We start from the raw sequence: 13,842 nt of genomic DNA, 5'->3' as shown, positions 1-13,842 counted from the left end.
AATATTGTGCATAATCGCAAAAAATGACTTATTTCGTTTATAATAGAAAAGTATGATTTTAAACATATATATTACTTAAAAAGGGGATAAATTTATGGATATAAGCGATTTTATTGTTTCTAATACAAAGGAACATGATGGATTTAAGTATGGAATAAAACTGGTTCCTAAAAGAGCCATGGATAAATTTGTAGACAGTATATTAATTTTAGCTAGAAGAAACATAAATGGACATAGTAAATATAAAATTTCTTTTAAAAAGAGATGTGGCTTTAAAACCATATTGAATGATTTCGAACTTGAGGAGAGAGACTTTTTAAATTATATAAAGTTTTTAACAGACTTTAAAACTTCAAATAACAAAAGTGAAAAATTTCAAGCAGAAAACTTTAATACTATAGAATTAACTTTTCTTAATAAAGAAATGATAAAAATATCTGTAGAAAAAGATTCAACTAGATTGTTTTTCAGTATATCAATATCGGAATTGGAATTTTATGTAACTATGTTAAAGAATATGTATTTAGATAATGTGAGAAATCCATCTATTTATTATATGAATTATGTAATAAATCCTTTAATGAAGAAGGAAAGAGAAAAACTTTATACTGAAATTTTATATACTCTTATAGATGGGGCTTTAGATAATAAAAATAAAGAGTTATTTAGTTCACTTTGTAAAGAATTGAAAAGTGTTAGATTGAAGTAAAATCTAACACTTTTTAATTTTGAACTATTTGATAATATAATTGTAAATAGACTTTATATCTGATAATATTTTAGTAAAATGCAATACTTAGGGGAAGATGATATTTTTGAGTAAAAAGTATATGAAAATATGGATAATTGTTTTATTTATTTTGTTGTGTTCTATAGGTTATGGAGGTTATAGATATTATCATAATGGGATGTATAATAAGCTTTTAGATAAAGCTGACAGCTACATGAAAAATGGTGAATATAAAAAAGCTGTGGATACTTATGAGGAAGCTCTTAAGTATAAAAATAATGATAAGATAAAAAAGAATATAAAACAGGCTAGGGAAAAATTAGATGAAACCCTAAAGGCCCAGCTTAAGGATAAAAAAGAAGATAATGTAGATAAGAAAAATACTGAAAATAAAGACAGTAGTTATTTAAATAGTGAGATAGATACTATTACTAAAGAAAAAGCAGTGGAGTTAACAGCTAAATATTATAAAAGTAAAAATGAAAATACTAAATTTGCATTCGATCATGAAGATATACGGAATAACGAAACTTATTATGTTATACAAGTATTTGACAGTATGGAAGATCATTCTGCTACAGCAGGATGGTATTATGTTAATAAGAAAAGTGGTAAAGTATATGAGTGGGATTTAGGAGATAATAAACTTATTCCAATAAATTAATAAATTGCAATTACATAACTTAATGATAAATATGAGAAATTTAACTATAATGGTGGAAACTATGGATGTGTTTATAGAAAAAGAGAATGTGACTTGATTTTTCAGGTTGTGAAACCAATATATGTATATAATGAAAATAAGCACTGATAAAATAGGTGCTTATTTTCTATAATGATTAAGCTAGCTATGTTTATAAAATGTAAAATACTATTTACTACCAATACCAATCGTCGTAGAAAAATATTAGTGGCCAAAGAGGGAACCCACGTCTATGTCTTCTACGCCTACGTCTTCTTCTACGACCTCTTTGCCTATATAAGGGGTAAAAGTTATCATTAAAGTCTTCGTCATAAGGATCTAGGGTTGCATATTCTTCTTGATTTGATCTAATATAAGGCATTGAGCAGTATGGACAATAAATGGGAGTTTCGAAGTCATAGGAATCTTCAATTTCTTCATTGATACTTTTGTCAGAATCACTATTGCTCATAAGGTACCTCCACAAATTCATTTACAATGCTATACTATGAGTAAGGTATCAAATTTGTGAATAAAAATAAAAATATATTGTGAAGAATTTAAATTATTATGCTGTGAATAATAAAGATATCTTATGAGATGACTTGTAATAAAATTAATATTACATATTTATATAGAAAATAGATGCTGCTCCATGAATTAAGATGTCAAAAATTGATATAACTAATATATTAGAGATAAGGAGGGAAGTTCTCATGATTAATGGGGTAGATATCAGTAATTTAAATGGCTTAGTCAATATAAATTTAATAAAGAATCAGGGTAATTCTTTTATAATTGCAAAAGCTACTGAAGGAAGTACCTTTATAGATAAATATTACAATTATAATATAGAACAGGCTAAAGACCTGGAACTTGTAGCTGGAGCATATCATTTTGCTAGATTTCAGAACAAATCAAAAGCAATTGAGGAGGCAAATTTTTTTAAGTCTATTGTTTTGGGAGCCAAACCTGATTTTGTAGTTTTGGATATTGAACAGCAGGTCAGTGGGGATATAACAGAAGTATGTCTGGCCTTTTTAGATATAATATCAACTGTTGCACCTACACTTATTTATTGTAACCCAAGCTATATAAAAGCACATTTAAATAGTAATATAACAAAATATCCTTTATGGATAGCTCATTATGAAGTAAACAGTCCAAGTATTGTATTATGGAAAGAGTATGCTATATGGCAGTATACAGAAAAAGGAGAAATATCGGGAATAAATGGATACCTTGATTTAAACTATATGTCTGAAGCATTCTATAATAGCTTTGATACAAATCAATCAGTAAAATCAAGTACACTTATAGAACAAATTAAAGCACTTCAATATAACTTGAATATTGACTATAATGCAAAGCTGACTATAGATGGAATAGTGGGTCCGGCTACTATGGCAGCATTGGAAGGGATTCAGGATATCATTATTAAAGGCCATAAGTCTCATGCAGTTTTATGGATTCAACAGAAATTAGAACAATATGGCTATCTAAAGGAAAATTCCTATACCCAAATGTTGTATGATGAAGCAACTTTTCAAGCTGTAACTGAACTTCAGAAAAACTGGGGCAGGAGTACAGATGGGATTTTAAAATTGCAGACCTGGGATATATTTTTAAGTAACTAAGTAAAAATAGACTCTTAACCAGCTAATTATACTTTAAGGCAAATTATTCTAAGATTTAGGTGTGTAGGACTATGATGGTTTTCGTTAATATTATATATTTTAATTATTATTAAATAAATCAATATATTTTTATAAATTTATTAAAAAATATATTGATTTATTAACCAAATGGTAGTAATATATAAAATATAATTCATATAAATAAGCTCATTAAAATTCCAATCTCTCATAAACAATATGTATTTTTAGCATTAACTGTTTAATAAGGAGAAAAGGCACTTATAATTTTATAGTGCCTCATTTTTTTATGCAATTTTTCAGTTAAAGTATAAAAACTTATGTTAAAGTTTGAAAATAAATAGGGGGATCTACTGCCCCCACATTTAATTAATTATTCAAATCGAAAGATAAAAATATTAATACAAAGACTTTTAATACGAGGAAAGTTTTACATAAGTAGGATATGCAAAATTATTTTTATTATACATGGAAATTTAAACAATTTGCAGTGGCAAGTAGAACAAAAAATTATTTTTCAATAAGAATTTTTTCTATTTCAGAGATATATAAAGTATGATAATCTTTATTAGGATAGAGTTTTTCATCTAATTCAGTATGGATAAAATATTCAGAACTGAAATCTTGAGCATATAATTTTCTACATATAATTACAAGGTTTGCTTCTTTGATATAAGGTGTATCATTATCATGGTCAATGCTTAAATTAGAATTTGAAATTTTATCTTCATCTCTACCAGAGGTAGTACCCAAATAATTTAATTGTTTTCTGAAGCTATTATCTAAAAAGGATAGGGAAAAGGTACTTGAGTTATCTACAAACTCCTTAGTATAACGTTGGGGTCTTATAACAATATAGGTTACATTTTTACCAAACATAACGCCGAAACCTCCCCAAGCAGCAGTCATAGTATTTACTTTATCATCTTTTCCGGCAGTAATAAGCATCCAATCTTTGCCTATGAGTTGAAATGCATTTTTATTTAGTTCTTCAGGTTTGATTTCATTAAATTTAGACATAAATTATACTCCTTTGAAATAATTTTTTTAATTTGTAAATTATGTGTTTTATATTATAACTTAAAAACTTAATAAAATAAAGCGGGGCAGTTTGTTGTTAAAATATTAATAAGAAGGATTTTTTTGTTCTATATAGAAATTAAATATTAATACAGTAAGGAGACTAACTATATGAAGTCAAGTTAAAAATCAAAAGATTTTTATAGTTATTTAATTGAAAAAAGAAAGCATGACAAAAAGAGCAATGGAAAATTGCTTTTTGAAAAATATTAATTTTTATGGATAAGTTTATATTTGTGGAGCAAAAGTTGCATTGGTCTTTAGAAGATGAAATATTATACGTATCAATTTTTTAGCAACATGGCTCATGGCAACATAATAGTGCTTGCCTTCAGAGCGTTTCTTCGACAAATATGCAGAGAAAGTGGCATCTCTCATTGAAACAGTTCTCCCAGCCATAAGTATGGCCCATCTAAGGTAGGCAGAACCCCGTTTGACCATGGGTGTATGGGATGCAGTGTACTTTCCAGATTGATAGGTGGAGGGATCTAATCCGGCAAAGGCCAGGAGTTTACAGGGAGTGGTGAATCTTTTAATATCGCCGATTTCTGCCAATATTATAGCTGCCAGGGTATATGAAATTCCTGGAATACTAATAAGTGGGGAATTGATCTCAACAACGATTTCTTTTATGAGAAGCTCTAAGGAATCAATCTCGTGTTGTACTGACTGTATTAACCTAATGGTTTGCTTGAGTTCAAAACTTAGAGACCTTGAGTTAGTGCCAATAGAATTTGCAGCAGACTCCTTTAGAGAAATAGCTTTATCTTTTCCATACTTGCCCTTGGAAGCTGTATTTAGTATGTTTGTTAGCTTGGTCAGGTGGCAGGCAGCTATATCTTTTGGGCTTGGAAGTATGGATAAAAGGGCATAGGAAGAAGATTGATGAATTGACCAAAAAAGATCGGGCAGCTCGGGGAACATAATATCTACCAATCTATTGACAGATGTTTTCAACTTAGACCTATATCCAATTAAGCGATATCTATGCCTGGTTAATGACTTTAGCTCTTGAATCTGGTATGATACAGGAGAATAGGATTTTGTATCATCAGAAAAGAGCATTTTAGCAATAACCAATGCATCCGTTTTATCAGTCTTAGTTTTTCTAAGAGACTGGGCTTTACGGAAGAGATTTGTAGCTAAAGGGTTGAGAATGGAGAGCTTGAAGCCTTTAGCATACAAAAAGTTTTGGAGATTGGTGCTGTAATGACCTGTTGATTCAAGTCCTATTTTTACGTTGGAAATATCCTTGTCAGGCAGAATGGAAAGTATTGAAGAATAAAGTAATTCAAACCCTTGACGGGAATTGGATATACGTAAAGAATCATTATAAACAACACCATCTGAATCTATAATACAGCAATCATGTTTGTTTTTTGCTATATCTATACCAATATAAATCATAAGAACAACTCCTTTATAGTATTATACGCCATGTTCCACAAATCTCATGCAAATGTATCCTTGCTATATATAAAACGTCATGCGTTATCTAACTAATTAACAGATAAGCATAAGACAGTGGTTAGATCCTCAATTAAAATAGTCCAGCTATAGGTGATAAAACTAATCCACAGCGTCTTATGATAATTATAGTAAAAATCTCTAAGAAAGGAAAAGTATAATGAATTTTTACTATATGTTCATTATACAAGGTTATAAATTTGAAAACTTTAATAATATATGAATCCATACATCATGGTAATACTGAAAAAATAGGTAAAGTAATAGGGGAAGTATTAAATGGAGAGATAAGAAAAATAAATGATGTAAATTTAAATGTTTTAAATGAATATGACTTGATAGGGTTTGGCTCAGGTATATATTATGGCAAATTACATAAAAATATTCTTAATTTTATTGATAACTTAAAAATTGTGTCTCATAAAAAAGCATTTGTATTTTCTACAAGTGGACAAGGAAGAATTAAATATAATGAATTGGCAGAACAAAAACTAAAAGAAAAAAACTTTGTAGTTATTGGCAGTTTTACATGTAAAGGCTATGATACTTTTGGCCCATTTAAATTACTTGGGGGAATTGCAAAAGGCAGACCTAATGATAATGACTTTGAAAAAGCTAAAGAGTTTGCACAAAGTCTTTTAAGGCTTTAATAGTATGTTTCAGCAGCTAAACAATAGGAGAGATAATTACTCTCCTATTTTATCCGAACGCTAGAATTAGCTAACACTTCCATCTTCTTTAAAATGTGAGATAGGCGGGTTCACGCGCCTTGGTAAGTTCTTCTAAAGTTCAGAAGGTTCAGATGGAGATAAGCATTTCCCCATAGCAAACTCCAGCTGAACCTCTGAATTATTTGATATTACTATTGTTTTGGGGCTATAGAGTAAAAATAGTTTTTATGTGTCAAATTAGCTGCAGGAGGACTATAAAATTGCGGTGAAGTGGATTTGAGGGAAAATAATATTTCCTCCTGTTCTTTCTGTTGTATTTTAATTAAATTAATATCTTCTTGGATTTTTTCCTGTATTTTTTGAAAGTTTTCCTGATTATTTAAAATCTGTTTTACCATTTTACTAGTATCAGACATTTTATCGCCTCCGTTAATTTTAATTGTTATAATATAAGCTTAGTATATGTAATTATAATAAATAATATAGTTATAAGCTAATATATGGAGAAGGATTGACTATCATCTAATTAAATATATAATATTTGAAACAAAATGAATAATTATCAGAACATTTAATTAACTCCATAATATAAAAGCATATATGCTCTCAATGGTAATTCACCTTCATTTTTATAGCGATGATATATATTTCCTTTAAAATTAATTGAATCTCCTTTAGATAAAATATAGCTTTTATCGCCAATTTGTAAATTCATTATTCCATCGCAAATCATTATATATTCTTCTATTCCAACAGTATGACCTTTGGATTCATAAGACGAACCAACTTCTAAAATTTTATAGTATAGTTCTATTTTTTTTATAGGGTCAAAATTAAATAATGAAAACAATTTGAATCCTGATTCATTAATAATAGTTTTAGCATCACTATTATAAACTACAGAAATTGGGGGTTTTTCTTCGTTTATTAAATCTGTGAAGGGGATTTTAAGACCATCGGCTATTTTCCACAGTACTGTAATAGTAGGATTTGTAATTCCCCGTTCTATTTCTCCTAACATACTTATGCTCACATTAGTAAGTTTTGAAAGCATTTCCAAAGTAAGCTGCCTTTTTTTTCTTATATTTTTTAAATTTATACCAATTATTGATTTTATATCTTCCATAAATATCTCCTTAAATAAAATTATGCTATATTGTAAAAAAATATTATTTATAATATAATTATATAATAGCATATTTTATTATATTATAACATAATAAATGGTGATAAAAGGAGATGCTTATATGAAAAAAGTAATTAAAGCCGCATTTTTAGCCACAATACCAGTTATGTTAGGATATCTTTCAGTGGGTATAGCATTTGGATTGTTGTTTGAAAAATCTGGATATAATTTCTGGTGGGCAATTTTTATGAGTATAGCAGTATATGCAGGTTCTATGCAATTTATAGCTATTAATTTGTTAACAAGTGGAGTAGGTTTTATACAAATAGCGTTGATGACTTTATTTGTAAATATTAGACATGTTTTTTATGGATTATCATTTATAGATAAGTTTAAAGATATGGGAAAGAAAAAAATGTATATGATTTTTTCGCTTACGGATGAAACATATTCTTTATTGTGTTCCACAAAATCCCCTGAGGGCATTAATAGTAATAGTTTTTTATTTTGTATTGCTTTCTTTAATCAAATATACTGGATAATAGGTACAATTGTTGGCTCACTTGCAGGTTCATTGATAAAATTTAATACCAAGGGAATTGATTTTGCAATGACAGCCTTATTTGTGGTAATCTTTATAGAACAATGGCGTACTTATAAAACTCATGCTCCAGCATTAATTGGAATTTGTTCTGCTATTTTTTCAATTTTAATATTCGGCAATAATAATTTAATTCTTCCTTCCATGTTAATTATACTTTTAACCCTCACTATATTTCACAAACAAATAGATGGGAAAAATTTTGAACAGAATGAAGGTGGTTTAAATGAATATTAACAATGAATATACTGTAGTGGCAATATTGCTTATGGCAGTTATTACGTTTGGGACAAGATTGATGCCATTTATTTTTTGGGGAAAAGATAAGGTAACACCTAAATATATATTATATATAGGAAATTATTTACCCCCCGCTATTATGGCTATGCTTATAATTTACTGTTTGAGAAATGTTAGTTTACATACATTCCCTTTTGGGATTCCAGAAGCCATTGGAATTATTACAGTGGCAATCTTACATATATGGAAGCGTAATAATTTAATCAGTATATTGAGTGGAACAATTGTATATATGATTGCTGTACAAATGATATTCATATGATTTTAAATAATAGAGGTTTATAAGACTAACTTCTAAATCAAGTGATTCCAAGGTTCAGGTGAAGTTTATTCCATTTTGAAGAAGATGAGTGAATTTACCATTTTTAGTTTTCGGATAAAAATAAATTTATTTTAAGAATTTGTAGTAAAATTGTAACTATTTATAAAAGTACAGTATATAATATAGTATACAAGATGAAATTAAAGTATGATTTATACTAGTGAGAAACTTTTAGATAAAAGGCTCTGGTTGATTCCAGAGCTTTCGTTTTTATTATGATAATTTTTAGCATGTTAATTGAATTTTACAAGCCTAGATATAGGATTTAATCAGTATGTTTTAATGACTTTAAATAATATAACTAATAGTGTTTTTATAAAAAAAGTATATTTATACCATAACAATAATACAAAATAAATATTATGTATAATTTAATTATAATACATTTTGTAAAAAAATGCAAACATTGTATAATAATTTGTCATTTTGAACTAAAAAATAAATTATTTTGATAATATATTTTATGTTTTTTATAAAAATGTAATATTATAACTAGTAAAATTATGCATATATATTCTAAATAGTACATAATATTTATTTTGTGTCAATTGATATTTTAATAAATGATGGAAATGTAGAATATAGGAAATTTAAGTTGCCTTATATAAGCATAATTTAATATTTTAATATTAAGAAAGATAAAAGGATGTCAATATGGATAAACTTAAGAAATATTATCCCCCAAAAATAGAATGTGATAAAATTTGTAGACGTGCATTAAATGGCGCAGATTATGGTATATGGGAATGGAATATAGATACCGGTAAAATATTCATATCTGAAAAGATCAAGAAAATTGTGGGAAATGATTTATTGGGCATAACAACTATGTATGAATTTATTGATAATATAGCTTATGGGAAAGATAAAGCATTAGTAATGAAAGAACTATATGAGTACATTAATGGGAATGAACCACTTTATCAAAGTGCTTTCAGATTGAAAAATAAAAATTTAGCTTGGGTTCTAATTAAAGGCAAAATATCAAAAAGTGAATCTGAATGTTGTAGATTATTTTCCGGCATAATGTCAGAAATTAGTGAAAACAAATTAATCAAAAATTGGGATGAGAGCACTAAGATACCTAATAGAGCATTTTTTCTAAAAAGAATAGAGTATTCCTTAAATATAGCCAAACTACATAATAGCAGGGCAGCGATTATCTATATTAATATTGATAATTTTAAAAGCTTAAATGCTATTTTTGGTTACAATATAGGGAATATAATTTTAATGTTATTTTCTCAATCAATCATTAGAATCCTTGATAAATATAGTGAATTAGGGAAAATGGGAGAAGATGAATTTGCAGTATTAGTTTCTAAATTCAATACCATAAAGGATGTTAAGAAAATATGTAATAAAATACATAGATGTTTTCAAGAACCTTTCAAAATAATGGATCACAAAGTTTATATAGAAGTCAATATAGGAATATCAATTTTCCCTGAGCATGGTTCAGAAGGTCATGAATTATTAAGATATTGTTATTTTGCAATGAACAGTTCTAAAGAAAAGGGGAAAAATCCATATGCTTTTTTTGATAAACAAGTATTTGATATTTATTGCAGAAAAATTTCAATAGAAAATGAATTAAGAAATTCCATTCTCGGTAACGAGTTAGAAGTTTATTATCAACCACAAGTTGATATCTTAAACAATAAAATTGTAGGGGTCGAGGCTCTGTTAAGATGGAATAATAAAAAACTAGGAAGGGTTTCTCCAGAAGAATTCATACCTATTGCGGAAAAAAATGGATATATAATTGAAATAGGAAATTGGATTTTAGATAAAGTAATATGTACAATACATAAATGGGAAAAAAGGGGAATTCGATTAGATAGAGTTGCTGTAAATATATCTCCTATTCAATTAAAGAAGAGTGACTTTAAGAATAAGGTATTAGTCTTTTGTACAAAATATGATGTTCCTCCTTCTTTACTCGAATTAGAAATAACAGAGGGGACTTTATTAGAAATGTCTGATAATAGTATAAAAGTATTTAATCAGCTTGTTGAAAGCAATATAAATATTGCCCTTGACGATTTTGGGACAAGGTATTCCTCCTTAAGTTATTTAGTTTCACTGCCTGTAAGTACATTAAAAATAGATAAATTATTTGTAGATAATATACAGTATGAAAAAAATAAGATTTTAATTAGAAGTATAGTTGATTTATCGAAATCTTTAAATTGCAAAATAATCGTGGAAGGCGTAGAGACTAAGGAACAAGTAGATATTCTTAATAATTTAGGCTGTAATATAATTCAAGGTTATTATTTCAGCAAACCTCTTTCACAAAAAGAATTAGAAGATTTACTGATAACTACAAAATTTTGTAGAAATAAATTATAGTTTTGGACGAAATAACTATCATATATAAAATTTGAAACAAATCATAACAAATTTTAAAAGGGGGATTATATTAATGTCAAGGCTAGAAATGTGATTATAGGGGTAAGTATATGAAATGTTCTTATAAAATTTAAACATGTAAATTGGGGAGGAAATATAATGAACTTTTTAAGAAATCTTAAAATAAAAGTAAAAGTAATCGTATCATTTATTATTGTAGCTGTGTTAATAGGGGTAGTTGGTATTATAGGAACGCTTTCTTTAAAAACAATGAATATGAATTCTAAGAGTATGTATAACAACGAGCTGATTGGTACATATATATTAACAGATATGAATAAAAATTTAATTGCATCTAAAAGTGATATTATAGAACTTATCTATGTAAAAGATGAATCTAGAAAAAGTTATTTGAAAAATGATATTGAGACTAATGATAATGAAACTGAAAAATATGTAGTATCTTATGAAAAGCTTTCAATGAATGAAACGCAAAAACAGATATGGAATACATATAAATCACAGTTTAAAACTTATAAATCCTTAAAGGAAAATATTATAGGATTTGTGGATGAAGGAAATTTGGAAAAAGCAGGTGAACAATATAAGCAGTTTCTTCTTACAACAGATTTGATGATTTCCAATCTAGATAAACTTATAACTAAGAATCTTAATCAGGCGAAGGAATTTAATTTAGATACTAATTCAACATATGCAAGGACAAATAAAATTATGATAGTATTAATTATCATAGGATTATTGATTGCTGTGGGCCTCGGCACAGCTATGTCAATTGATGTCATAGGCTCTTTGATGAAAATAAAATTTCTTGCCCAGAGATTGGCTGTATATGATTTTTCTACACCTATAGTTATAAAAAAAGGTGGTGAGTTTGCTGATATAGGAGTTGCATTAAATACAGCACAGGACAATGTGAATCATCTCCTTAGGACTATTATAGAAAATACTCAGGATATGAGCGCGTCTAGCGAACAACTTTATGCAACTATAGAAGAGGTATCCACAAAAATTAGGGATATAGATAATGAAGTAAATAATATATACGGTGGAATTCAGGAGACAAGTGCTTCTTCAGAAGAGATAACTGCTTCTGTAGAAGAAGTGGATTCTAGTATAAATGAATTATCTGAAAAAGCTACAGAGGGGAGTAATAATGCCAATCAATCTAAACAAAGAGCTGTGGAAGTGCAAGAAAATGGTAAGGCATCTCTTGAAGAAGTGAGAAATCTATATAAAGAAAATAGGGAAAATATGGTACAATCAATTAAAGATGGAAAAGTAGTAGATGACATAAGGGTTATGGCAGACACTATTTTGGGTATAGCAGAACAGACAAATTTACTTGCTTTAAATGCAGCTATAGAAGCAGCCAGGGCAGGAGAACAGGGAAGAGGTTTTGCGGTGGTTGCAGAAGAAGTACGAAAGCTTGCAGAACAATCTTCCCAGGCAGTAACAGGTATTCAAAATACCATTGTAAAAGTTCAGGAGGCCTTTAAAAATCTATCTAAAAACGGGAATCAAGTATTGAAATTTATAAATGAAAATGTAAATTCTCAGTTTATAGAACTAGAAAATATAGGGAATAAATATTACAATGATTCTGATTTTGTAAATAAGATGTCTGAAGATATAGCATCTATGTCCGAGGAACTTGCAGCTACAATAAATCAAGTAAGTGATGCAGTACAAAATATGGCATCAACCGCCCAAAAATCTAGTGAAAGTATAGAAATGATAAGGGATAGAATAAATGGAACCACAAGAGAAATAGAGCAGGTAGCATTAACAGCCCAGAGTCAGTCAGAAGTTACACAAAATCTCAACCAGATAGTACAAAAGTTTAAAATATGATATGGTGTTACTTGAAAGAGGTAAGCTTTAGGCTTGTCTCTTTTTATTTTGTAAAAATATATCTAAAATATGGAGTGTATGATATAATTTTCAGGATTGATTTATTTAATAAATTCAGAGAGGGGGATATTGGGTGTTAATCGGAACCATTGTAAATTTTATAGCTATTGTTGGAGGTAGTTTAGTTGGACTCTTATTTAAAGGAGGTGTATCTGAAAAAGTAAGTAATACGATTATTCAGGGGGTATCACTTTGTGTAATTTACATAGGAATATTAGGAGTTGCTAAAAGTTCTAATGTTGTATTAATTATAACTTCTATGGTTATAGGAGGATTTATAGGAGAAATTATAGATATTGATAATAGTATTGAAAGGCTTGGAAATAAAATTGAAGATAAATTTAAGAACAAGAATGTAAAAATTTCAGAGGGTTTTGTTACTGCAAGTCTCTTATTCTGTGTGGGCTCAATGGCCATAGTGGGATCACTTGAAAGTGGACTTGAAGGGAATAATAAAATACTTTTTGCAAAATCCATGTTAGATGGTATAACATCAATAATTTTTTCTTCTTCTCTAGGTATTGGTGTGATGATCTCTTCTATTTCTGTTTTGATTTATCAGGGAATTATAACTATTGCTGCCTTTGGATTAAAAACAATTTTAATTCAATCTGTGATTACGGATATGACTGCAGTGGGAAGTCTTTTAATAATAGGACTTGGATTTAATTTGTTAGGCATAGTAAAAATAAAAGTTGCTAATTTGCTTCCCGCCATATTTATTCCAATTTTTTATCAAGCAATTTTAAATTTAGTGCAGTAATTAAATTTTACCTTTATAAAATATTAATTAATATGACACTATATTGTCATAAATAGTTTATAAAATGTAATCATGTAAGAATAAAGCTTACAGTAAAAATAGAATAATGTTATACCCCTTAAAAACGCATTATTGCCTTATAGGCACTGGTATTACCA

At 28.2% G+C, this 13,842-nt stretch carries 13 protein-coding genes; 9 read left to right on the top strand and 4 right to left on the bottom strand.

The window, feature by feature from the left end; genetic code table 11:
• Nucleotides 1-94 precede the first annotated feature (94 nt).
• The 3 genes from BS101_RS15890 (at nucleotide 95) to BS101_RS15875 (ending at nucleotide 3,049) form a co-directional block, all read left to right on the top strand.
• Nucleotides 95-709, top strand: coding sequence for an IDEAL domain-containing protein (locus tag BS101_RS15890; RefSeq protein ID WP_073539723.1), 615 nt, complete (start codon nucleotides 95-97; stop codon nucleotides 707-709).
• A 97-nt stretch (nucleotides 710-806) separates the two neighbouring features.
• On the top strand, nucleotides 807-1,394 hold the full coding sequence (locus tag BS101_RS15885) for a hypothetical protein (RefSeq protein ID WP_073539722.1): 588 nt from the start codon (nucleotides 807-809) through the stop codon (nucleotides 1,392-1,394).
• Between the two features lie 734 nt (nucleotides 1,395-2,128).
• A complete protein-coding gene (locus BS101_RS15875) occupies nucleotides 2,129-3,049 on the top strand; it encodes a GH25 family lysozyme (RefSeq protein ID WP_073539720.1) in 921 nt (306 codons plus the stop codon).
• Between the two features lie 528 nt (nucleotides 3,050-3,577).
• Here the strand turns inward: BS101_RS15875 and BS101_RS15870 are convergent.
• Together BS101_RS15870 and BS101_RS15865 are read right to left on the bottom strand one after the other, a co-directional pair.
• The gene (locus BS101_RS15870) at nucleotides 3,578-4,087 is read right to left on the bottom strand and encodes a flavin reductase (protein WP_073539719.1); all 510 of its coding nucleotides are present in this window, start codon (nucleotides 4,085-4,087) and stop codon (nucleotides 3,578-3,580) included.
• Between the two features lie 288 nt (nucleotides 4,088-4,375).
• Nucleotides 4,376-5,554: an IS110 family transposase gene (locus BS101_RS15865; RefSeq protein ID WP_073538976.1), complete on the bottom strand. Its 1,179-nt coding sequence runs from the start codon at nucleotides 5,552-5,554 to the stop codon at nucleotides 4,376-4,378.
• A 260-nt stretch (nucleotides 5,555-5,814) separates the two neighbouring features.
• Between BS101_RS15865 and BS101_RS15860 the strand changes: the two genes are divergently transcribed.
• A complete protein-coding gene (locus BS101_RS15860; protein ID WP_073539718.1) occupies nucleotides 5,815-6,264 on the top strand; it encodes a flavodoxin family protein in 450 nt (149 codons plus the stop codon).
• Between the two features lie 212 nt (nucleotides 6,265-6,476).
• Here the strand turns inward: BS101_RS15860 and BS101_RS15855 are convergent, their stop codons facing one another.
• Together BS101_RS15855 and BS101_RS15850 are read right to left on the bottom strand one after the other, a co-directional pair.
• Entirely contained in the window at nucleotides 6,477-6,701 is a 225-nt protein-coding gene (locus BS101_RS15855) for a hypothetical protein (protein WP_073539717.1), read from the bottom strand.
• Between the two features lie 155 nt (nucleotides 6,702-6,856).
• Entirely contained in the window at nucleotides 6,857-7,411 is a 555-nt protein-coding gene (locus tag BS101_RS15850; RefSeq protein ID WP_073539716.1) for a helix-turn-helix domain-containing protein, read from the bottom strand.
• Between the two features lie 121 nt (nucleotides 7,412-7,532).
• Between BS101_RS15850 and BS101_RS15845 the strand changes: the two genes are divergently transcribed.
• The 5 genes from BS101_RS15845 (at nucleotide 7,533) to BS101_RS15825 (ending at nucleotide 13,684) form a co-directional block, all read left to right on the top strand.
• On the top strand, nucleotides 7,533-8,249 hold the full coding sequence (locus BS101_RS15845; RefSeq protein WP_073539715.1) for an AzlC family ABC transporter permease: 717 nt from the start codon (nucleotides 7,533-7,535) through the stop codon (nucleotides 8,247-8,249).
• Nucleotides 8,239-8,574, top strand: coding sequence for a branched-chain amino acid transporter permease (locus tag BS101_RS15840; RefSeq protein ID WP_073539714.1), 336 nt, complete (start codon nucleotides 8,239-8,241; stop codon nucleotides 8,572-8,574). Before BS101_RS15845 ends, BS101_RS15840 begins: the two co-directional genes overlap by 11 nt.
• 714 nt (nucleotides 8,575-9,288) lie before the next feature.
• Nucleotides 9,289-10,989 (top strand): sensor domain-containing protein, encoded by a 1,701-nt coding sequence (locus tag BS101_RS15835; protein WP_073539713.1) that lies wholly within the window; start codon nucleotides 9,289-9,291, stop codon nucleotides 10,987-10,989.
• Between the two features lie 159 nt (nucleotides 10,990-11,148).
• A complete protein-coding gene (locus BS101_RS15830; protein WP_073539712.1) occupies nucleotides 11,149-12,861 on the top strand; it encodes a methyl-accepting chemotaxis protein in 1,713 nt (570 codons plus the stop codon).
• A 133-nt stretch (nucleotides 12,862-12,994) separates the two neighbouring features.
• Complete coding sequence (locus tag BS101_RS15825; RefSeq protein WP_073539711.1) at nucleotides 12,995-13,684, top strand: DUF554 domain-containing protein; 690 nt, start codon at nucleotides 12,995-12,997, stop codon at nucleotides 13,682-13,684.
• Nucleotides 13,685-13,842: the final 158 nt, after the last annotated feature.

The sequence above is a fragment of the Clostridium kluyveri genome, assembly GCF_001902295.1.
In the GTDB taxonomy this organism is placed as follows: domain Bacteria; phylum Bacillota; class Clostridia; order Clostridiales; family Clostridiaceae; genus Clostridium_B; species Clostridium_B kluyveri_B.
The sequence above is the reverse complement of the archived record's forward strand: the minus strand, read 5'-3'. Positions and strand labels throughout refer to the sequence as shown.